This is a genomic window from Marinomonas pontica (assembly GCF_026191375.1).
Lineage (GTDB): Bacteria > Pseudomonadota > Gammaproteobacteria > Pseudomonadales > Marinomonadaceae > Marinomonas > Marinomonas pontica.
On the sequence record NZ_JAODTL010000053.1, the window covers coordinates 111,193 to 128,703 of the forward strand.

Consider the following 17,511-nt stretch of genomic DNA (forward strand, 5'->3'; position numbering starts at 1 on the left):
TTATGTTCGAACAAACGCCGTTTATTATTGCTGAATTATCGGGCAACCATGATCAAGATTTTGAGCTCGCCAAGGCCATGATTCACGCTGCGGCGGACGCGGGTGTGGATGCCATCAAATTGCAAACTTATACACCCGATACCATGACACTGGACATTCGTCATGGTGAATTTATGGTGTCTGAAGACGACAGTCTTTGGCGCGGTTCAAATTTGTATGACTTGTATGCCAAAGCATCGACCCCATGGGAATGGCATCAGCCCTTGTTCGAGTTGGCGGAGTCTTTGGGGTTGGTGGCGTTCAGTTCGCCGTTTGATTTGAGTGCTGTGGCGTTTTTAGAGTCGCTTAATGTGCCCTTGTATAAAATTGCGTCGTTTGAAATGACCGACATACCTCTGATTCAGGCGGTGGCTCGCACGGGCAAACCGATTATTATGTCGACGGGCATGGCAAGCGAAGACGAAATAGCGGAAGCCGTCGCGACCATTCGAGCCATTGGCGATAACCCGTTAACTTTGCTCAAATGCACCAGTACCTATCCTTCCAAAATCGAAGATTCTAACTTGCTCACCATGGCTGATTTGGCTGAAAAAACGGGCTGTTTAGTCGGCTTATCTGATCACACCAAAGGACTTGGTGCCGCGGTGGCGGCAACCGCATTGGGTGCGACCGTGATTGAAAAGCACTTTGTGTTAGATCGTAATGCTGGTGGTGTCGACGCCGAATTCTCTATGGAACCAGACGAAATGAAGGCGCTGGTGGTGGCGTGTCGAGCAGCAAAAGCGGCATTGGGGACGGTGACATACGGTGGTTCAGACGCCGAGCAAGCTGCGAAGAAATATCGTCGTTCTATTTATGTGGCTGTAGATTTGCCAGCTGGCACCATATTGACTGAAGAGCACCTTAAAATTATTCGTCCCTCCTTTGGTCTTGCGCCTAAGCATTGGACAGACGTATTAGGTAAAACATTAGTGGCAGATGCGAAAAAAGGTCAGCCTCTTGCTTGGGAAATGATGGCGTGAAATTGTTGGTACGAGCCGATGCCTCTGTCGAGATCGGCATGGGACACCGAGTTCGTTGCCAAGCTCTTATCTTCGCCTTTCAAGAATTAGGCTGGCAATGCCAGTTTGTTGTTGATCGACGTTATCAGTCGTTTGCTGCGCCTGACGATTATTTTATTGATGATGAGACTGAGTTCTTTTCTGCGGCTGAACAAGCGGACGTGGTTGTTTTGGATCATTATGGCTATCACGCGGATCTGATTGCGCAGCTTTACTCCCATCAGTCAAACTTGTTGGTGTTGGATGACATGAATGATAGGGGCGAGTTTCCCACCAAATGGTTGTTAAACCCTTTGCAGCAAGCGTATTCCAAACGCGTTGAATGCCCATTAACAGGAAGCCGATACGCGTTGTTACGACCGACGTTTCGACAGCAAAATGACAGTCATGCTTCCCCTGAACACTTGCTCATTACTCTGGGTGGAACCGATCCTCTCGCATTAACTTTGCCCATTTTAAAGACCCTATTGGCGTCCAATTTCCCTACGAAATATATTCAGGTCTTGCTGGGTGCGAATGCCAAACATGGTGATCAGGTTGTTCAATTTTGTCTTGAAAATAACATCGCGTTTGAGCAAGGGCTAGCGGATGTTAGGCCGTTAATGAAGCAAGCCAAGATGGCAATTTCTGCCGCTGGAGGTACCTTGTTTGAACTGGCGTGCATGGGCGTTCCGACTGTTTTTGCGCAAGTGGCAGACAACCAAACGCGCTCTTTAGAGCAACATGTGCCGCTAGGTTGGTGTCGTTCAGTGCGTTTTGATAATACACCAGAAGGTAGCCGACAAGCGCGTATTGCACAGTTAGTTGAAGAAGTGCGTTGTCGTTGGGCGGACAATGAATGGCAGCAAGAAGCCAAAAAGATAGCTCACAGCTTGGTGGATGGTGACGGAGCAAACCGCGTAGCCAGAACCATTAATTCATATTTTGCAGCGCCATGATTTGCGTTAAACGCAACCAGTCTTCTTCTGTGTCTAAGTCCTGAATTCTATGCCTTGGTAGTAGCAATGGCTTGGATTTAGGGCCAAAGATCACTTCATCAAACCAGTCTTGCGTACTCGCCCAATAAAACTGCCCTGCATCGTGAATCGCTTCTACCAAGTCTTGTGAACGCTTGCTAATGTGCTCAGGAAACATTGGCGCTAATTTGCCATTTTCTTGAATGTGCAGCGCCCGTTGAATGGGAAAAGCAAACGTCGTGGCAGAAAAACAAAAAGCAGTGGTGTTATCCAGTTGTGCCAATCCACGATGTAAATCGTCTGGGGTCAACATAGGGCAAGTGGCGTAAATCAAACAGGCTTGGTCGGGCGTTTTGCCTTCATCGATAAGACAGCGCAATGCGTGTTGCATCACGGGTGTGGTCCCCGTCATGTGATCGGCCAAATCAGCCGGACGATAAAATGGTGTTTCGGCGCCGAACTGTCGGGCGACTTCTGCAATCTCGGCGTCATCCGTAGAAACTATGATTCGATCAAATAGCCCTGAGGCGATGGCGGTTTCAATAGAGTAGCCAATCAGAGGTTTGCCAGCCAGCAAGCGAATGTTCTTTCTTGGAATGCGTTGGGATCCGCCACGGGCGGGTATCACCGCCACTCGGTATGGTGTGTTGGACGTCGGATTCATCGTTTAAGCGCTCATCACTTGGTTGGCAATTAACGCGTGCTTCAGAATCAATACCACACGTTCTTGTTGGGTAGGGGTTAGATCGGCAAAAAGCGGTAAACTCAGTGTGCGAGCGTAGTAATCTTCCGCAACCGGATAATCGCCTTGCTTAAAGCCAAGCGCTTGGTAGTAAGGCTGGGTGTGGACTGGAATGTAATGAACTTGAGTGCCGATGCCAGCTTGACGCAAAATATCAAACACACTTTTTCTCGCGGTTTTATTCGCTTCTGGCAATAAAATAGGAAACAAATGCAGCGCCGAAACCGTGTCTTTCGCTTGAAAAGGCAAGGTAATTGGAAAGTCTTTTAAGAGCGTTTCGTAATGGGAAAATTGCGCGTGGCGACGCTGGATAAAATCATCCAGACGCGATAATTGCGAGGCTCCCAATGCGGCTTGCAACTCTGTCATGCGGTAATTAAATCCTAACGTCTGCTGTTCATAGTACCAATCTCCTGGCATTTCAGTCAGTTCATCGGGCGATCTAGTTGTGCCTTGCTGAGCGTGTGTGCGCATGTGATTCGCGAGTTGCTCGTTGTTGGTCACAGCCATGCCGCCTTCAGCCGAGGTGATGATTTTCACTGGATGAAAGCTAAAAACACAAATATCGCTAAAAGCCCCATTACCGACATATTGGCCTTGGTATTTTGCGCCAATCGCATGGGAAGCATCTTCTATAATATGAAAGCCATATTTTTTGGATAGCGCATGGATGGCTTGCATATCACAGGATTGGCCAGCAAAGTGCACAGGAATAACGACTTTGGGCAACTGGCCTTTGGTGTGCGCAGTAGCCAGTTTTTCGGCCAATTTATCCGCACACATGTTGTAGGTGCGAGGGTCAATATCGACAAAATCCACATTCGCACCGCAATAGCGTGCGCAATTAGCGGAAGCGATAAATGTATTTGGCGATGTCCAAACGGTATCGCCAGACCCCACTCCTAATGCCAAGCAAGCAAGGTGCAGGGCGGATGTTGCGCTGTTTGCGGCAACGCCATAACCAGCGCCAACTTTCGTACAGATGGCGTGTTCAAACTCATTAACGCAAGGGCCTTGCGTCAAAAAGTCAGAGCGCAGCGATTTTACAACCGCTGCGATATCGTCTTCGCTAATGGATTGACGGCCGTAGGGAATAAAGTCAGTGTGCGTCATCGAAGGTTAAAATCTCTTCAATACTTAGAAAGTGAGGGTTGCTACCCGACTGATATTCATACCCAGGTTCTACCAAATCACCGGTTTCGCCAAGGCGATTGTGCGCAAAGTCCATGTCTTCTTGATAAAACTTAATGCTTGGTGAAATGACGTAATGGTCTTTGAATTCGTAAGTGTGGTACGAGTCATCGGCTGGGCACATGACTTCGTGAAGTTTTTCGCCAGGGCGAATACCCACGTCTTTAGTCGGAATGTCTGGTGCGTAAGCCGCCGCCAAATCCATGATGCGCACAGAGGGGATTTTAGGCACAAAAATTTCACCACCGTGCATGCGTTGGAAGTTTTTCAACACAAAATCCACGCCCATGGGCAAGGTGATCCAAAAACGCGTCATGTCAGGGTGGGTGATCGGGATGGCGTCAGCACCATCGGCCACCAATTTTTGGAAAAAAGGCACCACCGAACCGCGTGACCCCACTACGTTGCCATAGCGAACCACAGAAAAGCGCGTGCGGCCTTGGCCAACCATGTTATTTGCGGCAACAAACAGTTTGTCGGACGCCAGTTTGGTTGCCCCGTAGAGATTAATCGGCGCCGCGGCTTTGTCTGTAGACAGCGCGATGACCTTGTCGACGTTGTTCGCGATGGCCGCCGCGATCACGTTTTCGGCACCGTGAATGTTGGTTTTGATGCACTCCATCGGATTGTATTCTGCCGCAGGAACCTGTTTAAGCGCCGCTGCGTGAATGACAAAGTCCACGTCACGCATGGCTTGAGTCAAACGGTCTTTGTCACGCACATCGCCAATAAAGTAACGCATGCATGCGGCATCAAAGTCTTGCTGCATTTCGTATTGTTTTAGCTCATCACGGGAGTAAATAATCAGTCGTTTTGGTTGGTAATTGGCCAACAGTGTTTTGACATACTGACGACCGAAAGAACCGGTTCCGCCTGTGATTAGAATGCTTTTATTGTTAAACATGTATGATTACCAAACTCAAAGATGAAAGTTGTATGAGAGCCATTCGCCTCGTCGTCGCTTCGCCCGTGGTATTGTGCAAAGAATCTTTATAACGTATCGACCACGATAGCCGAAACATTAATGAAATCAAGGAACTGATTAAGGCGCCTTACGTGACAGACAGTCAGCGATATGATCATTTACCATGCCGGTTGCTTGCATAAACGCGTAACAGGTTGTCGCCCCAAGAAATTTAAAACCGCGCTTTTTTAGGTCTTTCGCAAAGTGTGCAGAGAGTTCTGTGACCGCAGGGGCATCGGTGTGGCTTTGGATAGGATTATCGAGAACTTTGTTGTCACTGAATGCCCAGTAATAGCGGCTGAAAGAACCAAATTCGTCGGCGATTTTAAGAAACGCTTTGGCGTTATTGATGGTTGCTTCTATTTTTGCACGATGACGAACAATCCGCTCATCGACTAATAAACGCTCCACATCATCTTGTGTCATGTTGGCGACTTTTACCGGGTCAAACCCATGAAATAAAGCACGATAACCTTCTCGTTTGCGTAAAATGGTAATCCAGCTTAGACCTGCCTGAGCGCTTTCGAGTACAATACATTCAAACAAAGCTTGGTCGTCATAAACAGGGACCCCCCATTCTGTATCGTGGTAATGAATGTATTCTGGAGATCCTAAACACCAAGCACAACGTATGTTTTCCATCAGCAACACTCCGAAATTAGTAAACGTGACCACGGTCACTGTGTCTCAATCATATCAGACCTTCTTGTTAAAAGTGGTCTGCTTAGGACGATAGAATATGATGTTTAAACCCACATACAGTAAAAACGATGTTGAAGTCTTAAAAGACGAGTGCCTTTACAAAGGCTTTTTTGAAATGCGCAAGCTGACCTTAAAGCACAAAAAATTTAACGGTGAATGGAGCCAGCCAATGACCCGCGAAATGATGGTACGCAACGACGCCGTGTGTGTGCTGTTATTTGATCCGGTTGCCGACAAAGTATTGCTCATCGAGCAGTTTCGTCCCACCGTGTTAAGAAGCGCTTCCCCTTGGTTGTTAGAGTTGGTCGCCGGCATGGTCGAGGAAGGTGAAAGTGATGAAGACGTGGCACGCCGTGAGTCTTTAGAAGAAGCGGGTGTCACGGTCAAGCGTCTTGAATACATGTTTAAATTTGTGCCTTCTCCGGGCGGATTGGTGGAGTATCTTCGCATGTACGCAGGGGAATTTGATGCCACTTTGGTGGACGTCTCTTCTGTGCATGGTTTGGACGCGGAAAACGAAGACATCAAACTGCACCTAGTATCGTCTGATGATGCCATCGAATTGCTGAAGCAAGACATTGAAAACGCCAGCACCATCATGGGATTACAGTGGTTTGCTTTGAATAAACATGACCTTGTCGCTCGCTGGTGTGCCTAGACAGATGAAACAAAATACGCTGCGTTTTGCCCAAAAATGGCCGTTTTTACAACCTTTTATCGGTGTTGTGTCGTTTTTATTTATGTGTGCAAATGTCTTTTTTGGGCTTTGTTAGTGCATTGTTTAGCGCCGTTGCTTTTGTTTAAACGTGTGTCTGTTCAGAGTTTTTTTGAACAGGCTTGTCGCTTTTGTTATGACCGTTGGATTGCGTGCAACGAGTGGTGGTTTCGTTATGTGCTTGGCGTCAAATGGGGGCTGGATGAACGCATGTTAGTGGATTTCCAGCAGTGGCATTTGCTGATCGCGAATCACCGTTCTTGGGTGGATGTGTTTGTTATTTTTGCGCAGTTGCGAGGTCGTCGTCCTTTGCCGCGTGTGTTTATGAAGCAGGGACTTATGTGGCTGCCGTTTGTTGGCTCGGCGGCCTACATCATGGGGTTTCCTTTCATGAAACGCTATACTAAGGAACAGATTCAAAAGAACCCCGCATTGGCGGGGAAAGATTTGGCCACGACGAAACGCTCTTGTGTGCGTTTGTTGAATCAACCAAATTCGATCATGAGTTTTGTTGAAGGAACGCGTTTTTCTCAAACTAAACGTCAGCAACAGGGTTCACCGTATCGCTGTTTACTTAAACCAAAAGCGGGCGGTATTAGCTTTATTTTGCAAACAATGCCCCAACGTATAAAAAGCATTACCGATATTAATGTGCTCTATGAGCAAACCAAGGTGTCTGGTTGGGATGTGTTGTGTGGCCGGATACAGACGGTTAAGGTCATGGTGCGAGAGGTGCCGCTGCCGGCCAACATGCAAACAGTGGCGTATCAACCCGCTGGCAAAGACCGAGAACACTTTTTTACTTGGTTTAATCTATACTGGCACGATAAAGACACTCGGATGAGCCATCAGTTGGATGCGTTACGAAACACGTCGGTATCGAGTTTAGAAGACCATTTTTCTACAGGAAAGACGTCACAAGAATGACTTATGCTATGAAATTACAGAAAACATCGAAACAATATGTGCCCGATTTAGTAAGTTTACAGGTGCTCGGTGAGTTGAATTACCGTCGCTTGGGTAAGCTTATGCGTGGACAAGAAGAGATGGATTCTTGGAGTTTTTCGGTTCATAGTGCGGGCGATCAAGAAAGCCGCCTACGGTTAACGCTCGGAAAAGAAAGCCGCTTCACTTCGGAAATCGCCTTAGAGTTTGGACCGGAAATTCCTAAACAATTGCTGTTTAAAACGACCTTGTCTATGACGGTACGTCTTTATCATGACGTTGGCATTGCTGAAATTACGGATGGCCATCGTCAATACAGCGGCGCTTACCCTTATCCAAATGATGCCATGTTGCACCGAGATGAAAAGTTTCGTTTGAATCAGCAATTGGCGGATTTGCTTGAGTTGTGCCTAAAACACGGTCACCGCCTTAATAGTTCGTTATCGTTTCAGTTTGCTTAATCGCGTCCGATACATTATTCATCGATTCATATAAACGGATACGCCCTTGACGGTACTCTTGTATATTCACGGTTTTAACAGTTCAGAGCTTTCTCACAAAGCCACGGTGTTGTCTGACGCCGCTGGTGCAATGGGGTTGGGCGATCGAATTCTTTCTCCACGGTTATCATGGCAACCTGCACAGGCAATTCACCAGCTAGAGCGCATTATTGACGCCAATCTGTCTCAAGGTATTACATTAATTGGCAGTTCGTTGGGTGGTTTTTACGCCGCGTATTTGGCTGAAAAATACCAGATAAAGGCGATTTTAGTGAACCCTGCGGTGCAGGCTCCTGTTTTATTAGTGGACTATCTTGGTCCTCAAACCAACCCTTATACTCATGAAGAGTATGAATTGACGCCCACCCACATGGCGCAACTGCAGCAACTTGTTGTCGCTGAACCAACCGCTGATTTGTATTGGTTAATGGTGCAAGAGGGCGACGAGGTGTTGGATTATCAGCAAGCGCTAAAGGCCTTCCCGGCGACAGCTCGATTAACTCACGAAGCAAAAGGCAATCACAGCTTTACGGAATTTGAACGATTTACCAAAGAAATTTTGCGTTTCGCTGAAATAATAACCGACTAAGCGACTGCTTTTGTTGCACTATTTCACACTACGCAAAACCAGTGATAGACTCTAGCCAATTGAATTTACACTCGTTTGTGTTCATCCGTTTCATCAGGATGACGCACGATCAACTTGGAAAAAACACGCATGTCTGCAAAAGAATATAACGCCGGATCGATAGAGGTTCTGAGTGGTTTAGAACCTGTACAAAAGCGTCCAGGAATGTACACCGATACCACGCGACCGAACCATTTAGGACAAGAAGTCATCGACAACTCTGTTGACGAAGCTTTGGCAGGTCATGCAGATCGCATTGAAGTTATTTTGTACAAAGACGGCTCGTTAAGCGTAGAAGATAACGGTCGAGGAATGCCCGTCGACATACACCCAGAAGAAGGGGTGTCTGGGGTGGAATTGATTCTGACCAAATTGCACGCTGGTGGTAAATTTTCAGGAGACAATTATCAGTTCTCTGGTGGTTTACACGGTGTGGGGGTGTCAGTCGTAAACGCCTTGTCGACGTCATTGGAAGTCTGGGTAAGACGCAATGGCATTCAATATCACATAGGTTTTGAAAACGGTTTTAAAACGTCGGAACTGAAAGAAATCGGCACCGTCGGAAAGAAAAACACCGGAACCAAAGTTAAGTTCACCGCCGACGCAAAATATTTCGACAGCCCTAAATTTTCGCTTTCTCGCCTAAAACATTTATTAAAAGCCAAAGCGGTACTGTGCTCTGGCCTTCATGTGGTGTTTATTGACCAAAGTGGCAGCGAAGAGGTTCGCGAGGAATGGTTTTATCAGGATGGCCTAAAAGATTATTTGGCTTTGGCCAACGAAGGTTTTGTCTTACTGCCAGATGAACCATTTATCGGCGGACTAACGGAAAAAACACAAGGCGTTGACTGGGCGGTGCAATGGTTGCCAGAAGGCGGCGAGTTAGTGACAGAAAGTTATGTCAACTTGATCCCCACTGCGCAAGGCGGAACGCACGTTAATGGCTTGCGTACTGGCTTATTGGAAGCCATCCGAGAATTCTGTGATTTCCATAATCTGTTGCCTCGTGGCATCAAGCTGACGGCCGAAGATGTGTGGGATCGTTGCAGTTATGTGTTGTCGGCCAAAATTCAAGAGCCGCAGTTTTCTGGGCAAACCAAAGAGCGTTTGTCTTCTCGTCAGATCGTGGCATTCATTTCTGCAACCGTGAAAGACGCGTTTAGCTTGTGGTTGAATAAGCACGTTGAAGACGGCAAAAAAATCGCTGACATCGTCATTAACAGCGCGCAAAAACGCCTAAAAGCCAGCAAAAAGTGGTTCGTAAAAAAGTCACTCAAGGCCCTGCATTGCCGGGTAAGCTTGCCGATTGTTCTGGTCAGGATTCGTCTCGCAGTGAACTTTTCTTGGTGGAAGGGGATTCTGCTGGTGGCTCGGCAAAACAGGCTCGTGAAAAAGATTTTCAGGCGATTTTGCCGTTGCGCGGTAAGATCCTAAATTCATGGGAAGTGGATTCCACGCAAGTGCTGGCGTCTCAGGAAATTCACGATATTTCTGTCGCTTTGGGTGTGGATCCGGGTGATGACGATTTGAGTGGTTTGCGGTATGGCAAAGTGTGTATTTTGGCCGATGCCGATTCGGATGGGTTGCACATCGCAACGCTCATCTGTGCGTTGTTTGTTCGTCATTTTCCAGCATTAGTTAACAGTGGCCATGTCTTTGTGGCCATGCCGCCTTTGTATCGAATCGATTTGGGCAAAGAAGTGTACTACGCGCTAGACGATGAAGAAAAAGACATCACTCTGCACAAATTAGCGGCTGAAAATAAACGCGGCACGCCAAACGTACAACGATTTAAGGGTTTGGGCGAGATGAACCCATCACAATTGCGAGAAACGACCATGGCGCCAGACACGCGTCGCTTGATTCAGCTGACCATGGAAGACAAGCTGGATACGGATGAGCTGTTGGACAAATTGCTGTCAAAAAAACGCGCTGGTGACCGGAAAAGCTGGTTAGAAACCTACGGTAACTTGGCGATTGTAGACTAAAACTTACATTGTTTTTGATAAGACAAGCTAAAATATTAGTATCGCTCAACGAAATGGAAATGAATGAATGTCTGACAATAAAGGCGATGATGTCATCAGTGAAGAAGTTCTTTATGAAAGGATTGATCACTATTTATTAACGTTCGGAACCGACCGTTCATTGATGTGTGTGTCTGAATTAGATGGTTTTTTGACAGCATTAGGTTGCTCGATTAAAGAGTTAGAACCCGATTTGTGGCTAAACGCAATATGGGGCGCGGATGAAGATCAGCCAGTGTGGGATTCCACAGAACAAGAAGACGAGTTCTTGAGTTTGGTTCTGATCATGTATATGGAAACCATGAACAGCTTGTTGTTTGGTGATTTTTACCCTGTTTACCTTGAGCAAGAAGTGGACGGTGAATTCAAAATACTGGTTGAAGAATGGTGTGTTGGGTTTATCCGCGGCGCAAAATTGATAGGTTTAGGCATGGACGGCGACAGAGCGTTTTTTGACGAAGTTTTGGCGCCTGTGCGCTTATTTGGTACCGAAGCGGGCTGGGACAAACTCGAAGGCATGGTGGAAGCGGAAGTGGAGTTTTGGAAAGAAACTCTAGAGCCTTCAGTGCTGCGCTTGGTCAAGCATTACCATCCAGAAATGCAGGCTGTCAGCAACGTCAACGAAAAACGCACGTTGCATTAATTCAGTATCACTAGAATGATCGTTCTGAAAAGACAGATGGCAAAAGACGTATTTTGAGACAAAAAAAACGTGATACGGAATCAGTATCACGTTTTTTTGTGTGCTAAATAAGAGCTAACAGATTAACCGACTACTTTCGCTATGCTTTCGCACAAATAATCAATGTTGTTATCGCTCACACCCGCCACGCTCATACGACCAGTATCCGCGATATAAATAGCGTATTCACTGCGTAATTGACGCACTTGCTCAAGGGTTAAACCAGAGTAAGAGAACATACCGCGCTGGTCTTTAATGAAGCTAAAGTCTTTGCTTACACCAGACGCCGCTAGTTTAGCGACCAACTTTTCACGCAAACCATTAATGCGATCACGCATGGCCGCTACTTCCTGTTCCCACTCTGCTTTTAGCTCAGGGCTGCTCATGATGGTGTAAACCACTGCCGCACCGTGAGCCGGTGGCATAGAGTAGTTGGCACGAATCGCTTGACCAATAATAGAAAACGCAGCATCCGCTTCTGGTGCAGACGCGGCAATCACGCTGAGACCGCCACAACGTTCACGGTAAATGCCGAAGTTTTTCGAGAAAGAATTCGCGATCAACATGTCTTGTACATTGGCCGCCATGTAACGTAGGCCCGCTAGGTCTTCGTCTAAACCGTCGCCAAAACCTTGGTACGCGGCATCAACTAACGGCAACAGATTGCGTTTGTTAACGAAATCGGTCAGCACTTTCCAGTGATCTGCTTGTAGATCAATGCCGGTAGGGTTGTGACAGCACGCGTGAAGCAGCAATACATCGCCTTCTTGCACTTCGGCTTCCAATGTCGCCATCATGTCGTCAAAGCGCAAGCCGTTTGTTGCAGGGTCGTAGTAAGGGTAGTCTTTTACTTCTACACCGGCTGAATCAAAAATGGATTTATGGTTTCCCCACGTTGGGTCGCTTACCCACAGGCGTGCGCCTTTTAGGTTTGCACTAATAAAATCCGCCGCTACTTTCAACGCACCAGTTCCGCCTGGTGTCTGAGTAGAGCGAATACGACCAGAATGAATCAATGGGTTGCCTTCGCCTAGAATCAAATCTTTGATAATGGCTTCAAATTCCGTGGCGCCATAAATACCGAGATAGCTTTTAGAATCTTCTTGTTCAAGCAAAATTGCTTCGGCTTTTTTTACCGTATTTAAAATCGGCGTGTGGCCATTATCGTCTTTATAGACACCCACACCCAAATCGATTTTCTTTGGGTTCGTGTCTTGTTTGTGGGCCATGATAAGGGCTAAAAGAGGGTCGCCAGAAACAGCTTTAAGATGCTTGAACATGATAATTACGGGGTCCTTATTGTGTGCCACAGGAAAATCACTGCGGCTATAATCGTTGCCTAAATAGCCTCTTCATTTTGCCGTTTTTATGACAAAATACAATGCAGCTAAGAGGGAAAATTCCTCAATACTGTAAAGAAAAAAGACACCGCGCCGCTTACCTCTTATGAGCCAATTTATGACCGCTTTTCAACAGCACTTTCAGACCCTTGATGAGTGGCTAAAAACACACGCCCCTCTTTGGCAGTTTGATACTTTTGCAAACCGTGAGACACCATGGGGAGAGCACTATCCAGCGTTAGCAGACTATTTAAACAGTGAACCAAGCAGACCCATTGACGAGGAGTTTTATCGTCAGGTGTTTGGCCTTTGTCCAGATTTACAGCGACTAAGCCAAGATAAAGTCATTGAAAAATATAGCTTTGAGCCGAAGCAAATACTTACTTCTAATCTTCCTAGTTATGTATTTTCTGGCATCAAAGGCCGGAAATGGTCGCAAATTCAAGCGTTCGTCTCGCACACGCCAGAGTCAAACCAATATGTGGAATGGTGCGCAGGAAAAGGCCATTTGGGGAAGTTGTTGGCATACCAAAACAATGCCGCTGTTCACAGTGTAGAATGGCAAAAAACACTGTGCGACGAAGGCCAGCAAGAAGCCAAGAAAATAGGCATAAAGCAAGTATTCACTCAGGCTGACGTGCTTAAACATCAAGGGGCATTTGCCCTGAAGGAAGCCGAATGCGTTGTCGCGCTTCATGCCTGCGGCGACTTACATAAGGTGCTACTGCAACAAGCCAGCGCCGCCAAAACCAAGCAAATTTGCATGTCGCCATGCTGTTATCACCTCACGCAAGACGAGCAATATCAGCCCTTATCAAACTTGGCCAAACACTCGTCGCTGATTTTGCGTAAGGCCGATCTCAAACTGGCGGTTAAAGAAGTCGCCACGGCGGGGGCGCGTGAACAACGCCTAAAGCAGCTTGAACTGACGTATCGACTTGGCTTTGACGCATGGCAAAGATCCGCCCGTCAGCAAGAGGAATACTTACCCGTACCGTCCATTCAAAAAGCCTTACTCAACCAAGGCTTTGACGCGTTTTGCCAGTGGGCCGCCGAGCAAAAAGGGCTATCAGATTTAATACCCCACACCCCATTTGAAGGCTTCGAATCCCTTGGCCAAACCCGCTACCAACAAGTGCAAAAACTCGAAGCCATCAGCCAACTATTTAGACCCGCACTAGAGCACTGGCTCGTCCTCGACCGCGCCATGTACCTAAAAGAAAAAGGCTACCACGTCGAAATTGGAAAGTTCTGTGAGAAAAGCTTAACGCCGAGGAACTGGATGATAAGGGCAGAGCGGTGAACATTTTAGCTTATTTTTAAATCGAACAGTCGCCTTAAACATAATAGGCTTATCGTTTGGATAAGCCTATGGAATACGGTATTTATGTTTTTTGTGATTACACCAAGTCAAACAGTAGGGCTTTGACGCGTTTCTCGCTGAGTCTTTCGAAGTTGATCTCAGAGACGTTTTCAATTTTTGCGCCGTCGCCTGGTTTTACTGTGATGCCATCTCCTAGGGAGAGTTCGCCTTCGATTACGTGTACGTAGTAATGGCGGTTGCTGTCGGCTTGCCATGTGGCTTGTTGCTGGTCTTCCAAAATCAGTTGGATGAGTTGCATGTTTTGTTTTATGTGTAATGTGCCATCTTTGCCATCGGGTGTGATGATGGTGGTGAAGCCTTGTGCTTGGCTAAATTCTTTTTGTTGGTAACCTGGTTGTCCGCCAAGCTGGTTTGGTTGTATCCAAATTTGTAAGAATTTCAGCCTGTCTGTTTTGGAGGCGTTAAATTCGCTGTGATAAATGCCTTTGCCTGCTGACATGAGTTGGTATTCTCCAGCGGGCAGTTCTTTGATATTGCCTGCGCTGTCTTTGTGGGCGATGGTGCCTTGTAATACTAGGCTCAGTATTTCCATGTCTTTGTGGCCGTGGGTTTCGAAGCCAGCGCCTGGGGTGACGGAGTCATCATTGATGACGCGTAGGTCTGAGAAGCCCATGTGTTTTGGGTCGTAGTAACTGCCAAAGGAAAACGTGTGATGGCTGTCTAGCCAGCCAAAGTTGGCGTGTCCGCGGTCTTGTGCGTGTCGAATGGTGATCATGGTGTTTCTCCTTAATGTTTGGTCGCACATCATGTTGGTGTGCGGTGTATGAAGTCAGTGTAGACATTGGTAAAAAGAAAGAAAATCGGAAGGTTTTGAGCTAGTATTTCAAAAAATTTGAAGATAGGTTGATGTATGGCGTACGCGGTAACATTGGAAGCATTGCGAGTCTTGGAGGCGATTCATCAGCTGGGCAGTTTTGCGGCCGCGGCGGATGCTTTGTTTAAGGTGCCGTCGGCATTGACTTATACGGTGAAAAAGCTGGAAGACGATTTGGGTGTGGCTTTGTTTGATCGATCGCGTCAAAGAGCCGTGTTGACGCCAGCAGGGCATTTGGTGTTGGAGCAAGGTCGAGCCATTTTAGAAGCGGCCGTGCGACTAGAAGATTCGATCAAGCAATTCGAGTCCGGTTGGGAGCCGAAGCTGCGTATTGCTCGTGATACCGCGTTGTTAGAGTCGCCTCTGATGTCGGTTGTTGGGGAGTTTTTGTCACAAAATCGACCGGTAGAGTTGAGCCTTTCTGAAGAAGCTGTTGGTGGTGGCTGGGATGCTTTACAGGACAATCGGGCCGATTTGGTGATTGGCGCAACGGGAGAATTACCGAAGGGCAATGTTCACACTCGGGCTATTGGCGAAATTGAGTTTGTGTTTGCGGTGGCTCCGACGCACCCTTTGGCGTTAACTGAGGGGGCGATCACGGCGGCGCAATTGCGTGAGTTTCCGGCCATTGTGGTGGCGGACAGTTCAAAAATTTTGCCGGCACGCAGCAGTGGTATCTTTGAAAGCCGTCAGGTGCTTAGGGTCGATACGATGCGCAGTAAAATACAGGCGCAGTGTCTAGGGTTGGGTGTGGGGTATTTACCGAAACATCGTATCGTCGATGAGTTACGGTCTGGCCGTTTGGTGCTGCGTCAGTGTGAGTTGCCAAGACCGAATCAGATGGCGTATTTGGCGTGGCGCAAGGATAACCCAGGGCGCGGTTTGTCGTGGTTTGTTGAGCAGTTGGCGATGCAAAATTGGCATCTTTTGACAGGTAAAGTGTCTGTTTAGAGCGGGTAAAGCCCGTAACGTTATTTTTTTGGTGGTTTATGTTAGGCCAGTAATTAAGGGGTATGTGTGTTTTCTCTCTCACTTTCTGTGTTGCCCGTGTTTTTGCTTTTGATGGCGGGGGCGGTATGCCAACGCTGGCGATTTCCTATGGAAGGGTTTTGGTCGGGTGTCGATAAGCTGTCTTATTGGGTGCTGTTTCCAGCGCTGTTGTTTACGAAGACGTCGCAGATAGATTTTAGCAACCCGATGTTGCCAAAGTACGCGTTTATTTTGTTGTTGGCTCTGTGTGTGACGGCGGTCTTTGTGTTTATTACCATTTGGTTGATGAAGGTGGTGATGCCAACGGCATCGTCCATGCTGCAGGCGGGCGTGCGGTTTAACACCTTTGTCATGTTGGCGGTGGCTGGCAGTTTGTACGGGGACAATGGGTTGGTGTTGGCGGCGTTAGGGTCGTCTGTCTTGATTCCTTCCATTAATGTTTTTTTGGTGGTGTCGATGACGTTGATGCATGGACCGTCTTCGACGGGGGATCGTCTTCTGTCTCTTTGCCGCGTTTATTAAGCGGCGCTTTGGTTCGCAATCCCTTGATTGGCTCTATTGTGTTGGGCAGTGGTTTGAATTTACTTGGGCTGACGCCGATTATTTTGGTGTCGGATGTGGTGGGAATGTTGTCTCAGGCTGCACTGCCATTGGTATTGTTGGCGGTGGGGGCGAGTGTTCGACTTGAGGCAATTCGTTCTGTAGGGATGACGTTTGTTATGTCTGCAGTGGCGCGGTTTGTGGTGTTTCCGTTAACGATTGGGGTGATGTGCTGGTGGTTTGATATTCGTGGTTTGCCTGCGTTGGTGGCGGTGTTGTTTGGTTTGGTGCCCACTGCTACATCGGGGTATGCGTTAGCGCGTCAGTTAGGGGGCGATGCGGATCGCATGTCGGCTTATATAACGATGCAGACTATTTTGTCTGTGGTGAGTTTGCCTGTGTGTGTGTGGTTAAGTCAGTTGTATTTGAGCCAGTCGTAGAACGAAAAAAGCCAGTGTAGGGCACTGGCTTTTGAAGCTGACCGTTGTTTAGTTAAGCTTCAGTTGCGTCTTTGTAGATGTTTTTGTAGCAGTAGTTGGTGGCTTCTACGAAGCCGTCTACGCTACCGCAGTCAAAGCGTTTGCCTTTGAATTTGTACGCCAATACGCAGCCTTCGGTGGCTTGTTGCAAGATGGCGTCGGTGATTTGTACTTCGCCGTTACGCCCTGGTGGTGTGTTGCGAATCTTGTCGAAAATATCAGGTGTTAGGATGTAACGTCCAATAATGGCAAGGTTGGATGGCGCGTCTTCTTTAGAGGGTTTTTCCACCATGTCGGTGACACGGTACAGTCCTTCCATCATGGATTCGCCTTTTATGACTCCGTATTTGTGAACTTCGTCTTCTGGCACTTCTTCAATTGCCACAATGGTGCAACGGAATTGGTTATACAGTTTAACCATTTGCGCCATCACGCCGTCGTCTTCACCAAAGCAAAGGTCATCGGCAAGAACCACACCAAAAGCTTCGTCGCCAATCAGCGGCTCGCCGGTTAGAATCGCATGGCCAAGTCCGAGCATGTTGTTTTGACGGGTAAAAGAGAAGTTGACGTTGTCGATTAGGTAGCGGATTTCGTCTAGATACTTTTCTTTGTTGGTGCCAGCAATTTGGTGTTCAAGCTCATAGCTGATGTCGAAATGGTCAGCAATAGCACGTTTACCACGGCCTGTAACGAAGGTGACATTGTCCAAACCTGCTTTGACTGCTTCTTCTACACCGTATTGCACTAAAGGCTTGTTCACAATTGGAAGCATCTCTTTTGGCATGGATTTGGTGGCCGGCAAAAAACGTGTGCCATAACCAGCAACGGGGAATAAACATTTGCGAATCATA

The 17,511-nt window shown here is 47.4% G+C and carries 18 protein-coding genes and 1 pseudogene; 12 read left to right on the forward strand and 7 right to left on the reverse strand.

The genetic code is table 11. The annotated features are described in order from the left end of the window. Positions 1–2: 2 nt before the first annotated feature. Together pseI and N5P32_RS15570 are read left to right on the forward strand one after the other, a co-directional pair. Entirely contained in the window at positions 3–1,022 is a 1,020-nt protein-coding gene (gene pseI, locus N5P32_RS15565) for a pseudaminic acid synthase (protein ID WP_265729933.1), read from the forward strand. Continuing rightward, on the forward strand, positions 1,019–1,999 hold the full coding sequence (locus N5P32_RS15570; protein ID WP_265729934.1) for a PseG/SpsG family protein: 981 nt from the start codon (positions 1,019–1,021) through the stop codon (positions 1,997–1,999). The genes pseI and N5P32_RS15570 overlap by 4 nt, the downstream gene beginning before the upstream one ends. Here N5P32_RS15570 and pseF read toward each other — a convergent pair. The 4 genes from pseF to N5P32_RS15590 form a co-directional block, all read right to left on the reverse strand. After that, complete coding sequence (gene pseF / locus N5P32_RS15575) at positions 1,974–2,681, reverse strand: pseudaminic acid cytidylyltransferase (RefSeq protein ID WP_265729935.1); 708 nt, start codon at positions 2,679–2,681, stop codon at positions 1,974–1,976. The genes N5P32_RS15570 and pseF overlap by 26 nt on opposite strands. 3 nt (positions 2,682–2,684) lie before the next feature. Next, on the reverse strand, positions 2,685–3,872 hold the full coding sequence (pseC, locus tag N5P32_RS15580; RefSeq protein ID WP_265729936.1) for a UDP-4-amino-4,6-dideoxy-N-acetyl-beta-L-altrosamine transaminase: 1,188 nt from the start codon (positions 3,870–3,872) through the stop codon (positions 2,685–2,687). Then, positions 3,859–4,854, reverse strand: a complete 996-nt coding sequence (gene pseB, locus N5P32_RS15585; RefSeq protein ID WP_265729937.1) for a UDP-N-acetylglucosamine 4,6-dehydratase (inverting) — start codon at positions 4,852–4,854, stop codon at positions 3,859–3,861. The genes pseC and pseB overlap by 14 nt, the downstream gene beginning before the upstream one ends. 138 nt (positions 4,855–4,992) lie before the next feature. Next, on the reverse strand, positions 4,993–5,556 hold the full coding sequence (locus N5P32_RS15590; protein WP_265729938.1) for a DNA-3-methyladenine glycosylase I: 564 nt from the start codon (positions 5,554–5,556) through the stop codon (positions 4,993–4,995). 97 nt (positions 5,557–5,653) lie between these two features. On the opposite strand from N5P32_RS15590, the gene N5P32_RS15595 reads away from it, so the two are divergent. From N5P32_RS15595 to N5P32_RS15620, 6 genes and pseudogenes are all read left to right on the forward strand, one after another. Beyond that, positions 5,654–6,274, forward strand: coding sequence for an NUDIX domain-containing protein (locus N5P32_RS15595; protein WP_265729939.1), 621 nt, complete (start codon positions 5,654–5,656; stop codon positions 6,272–6,274). Positions 6,275–6,310: 36 nt separating this feature from the next. After that, positions 6,311–7,258, forward strand: coding sequence for an acetyltransferase (locus tag N5P32_RS15600; RefSeq protein ID WP_265729940.1), 948 nt, complete (start codon positions 6,311–6,313; stop codon positions 7,256–7,258). An 8-nt stretch (positions 7,259–7,266) separates the two neighbouring features. Next, a complete protein-coding gene (locus tag N5P32_RS15605; protein WP_265729941.1) occupies positions 7,267–7,737 on the forward strand; it encodes a DUF1249 domain-containing protein in 471 nt (156 codons plus the stop codon). A 46-nt stretch (positions 7,738–7,783) separates the two neighbouring features. Then, positions 7,784–8,365 carry a YqiA/YcfP family alpha/beta fold hydrolase gene (locus N5P32_RS15610; RefSeq protein WP_265729942.1) on the forward strand — a complete coding sequence of 194 codons (582 nt, stop codon included), beginning with the start codon at positions 7,784–7,786 and terminating at the stop codon, positions 8,363–8,365. Positions 8,366–8,494: 129 nt separating this feature from the next. Continuing rightward, positions 8,495–10,392: pseudogene (gene parE / locus N5P32_RS15615) on the forward strand (DNA topoisomerase IV subunit B). Positions 10,393–10,459: 67 nt separating this feature from the next. Beyond that, complete coding sequence (locus tag N5P32_RS15620) at positions 10,460–11,074, forward strand: UPF0149 family protein (RefSeq protein WP_265729943.1); 615 nt, start codon at positions 10,460–10,462, stop codon at positions 11,072–11,074. A 122-nt stretch (positions 11,075–11,196) separates the two neighbouring features. On the opposite strand, the gene N5P32_RS15625 is transcribed toward N5P32_RS15620, so the two are convergent. Then, entirely contained in the window at positions 11,197–12,393 is a 1,197-nt protein-coding gene (locus N5P32_RS15625; RefSeq protein WP_265729944.1) for an amino acid aminotransferase, read from the reverse strand. 178 nt (positions 12,394–12,571) lie between these two features. Here N5P32_RS15625 and N5P32_RS15630 point away from each other — a divergent pair, with 178 nt between their 5' ends. Next, positions 12,572–13,756 carry a methyltransferase gene (locus N5P32_RS15630; RefSeq protein ID WP_265729945.1) on the forward strand — a complete coding sequence of 395 codons (1,185 nt, stop codon included), beginning with the start codon at positions 12,572–12,574 and terminating at the stop codon, positions 13,754–13,756. Positions 13,757–13,853: 97 nt separating this feature from the next. On the opposite strand, the gene N5P32_RS15635 is transcribed toward N5P32_RS15630, so the two are convergent. Further along, the gene (locus N5P32_RS15635) at positions 13,854–14,552 is read right to left on the reverse strand and encodes a pirin family protein (RefSeq protein WP_265729946.1); all 699 of its coding nucleotides are present in this window, start codon (positions 14,550–14,552) and stop codon (positions 13,854–13,856) included. A gap of 135 nt (positions 14,553–14,687) precedes the next feature. On the opposite strand from N5P32_RS15635, the gene N5P32_RS15640 reads away from it, so the two are divergent. From N5P32_RS15640 to N5P32_RS15650, 3 genes are all read left to right on the forward strand, one after another. Next, complete coding sequence (locus tag N5P32_RS15640; protein ID WP_265729947.1) at positions 14,688–15,602, forward strand: LysR substrate-binding domain-containing protein; 915 nt, start codon at positions 14,688–14,690, stop codon at positions 15,600–15,602. Positions 15,603–15,668: 66 nt separating this feature from the next. Beyond that, positions 15,669–16,163, forward strand: coding sequence for an AEC family transporter (locus tag N5P32_RS15645; RefSeq protein ID WP_265729948.1), 495 nt, complete (start codon positions 15,669–15,671; stop codon positions 16,161–16,163). Between the two features lie 8 nt (positions 16,164–16,171). Continuing rightward, positions 16,172–16,621, forward strand: a complete 450-nt coding sequence (locus tag N5P32_RS15650; RefSeq protein WP_265729949.1) for an AEC family transporter — start codon at positions 16,172–16,174, stop codon at positions 16,619–16,621. Positions 16,622–16,673: 52 nt separating this feature from the next. Here N5P32_RS15650 and galU read toward each other — a convergent pair whose 3' ends face one another. Further along, positions 16,674–17,510: a UTP--glucose-1-phosphate uridylyltransferase GalU gene (gene galU, locus N5P32_RS15655; RefSeq protein ID WP_265729950.1), complete on the reverse strand. Its 837-nt coding sequence runs from the start codon at positions 17,508–17,510 to the stop codon at positions 16,674–16,676. Position 17,511: the final 1 nt, after the last annotated feature.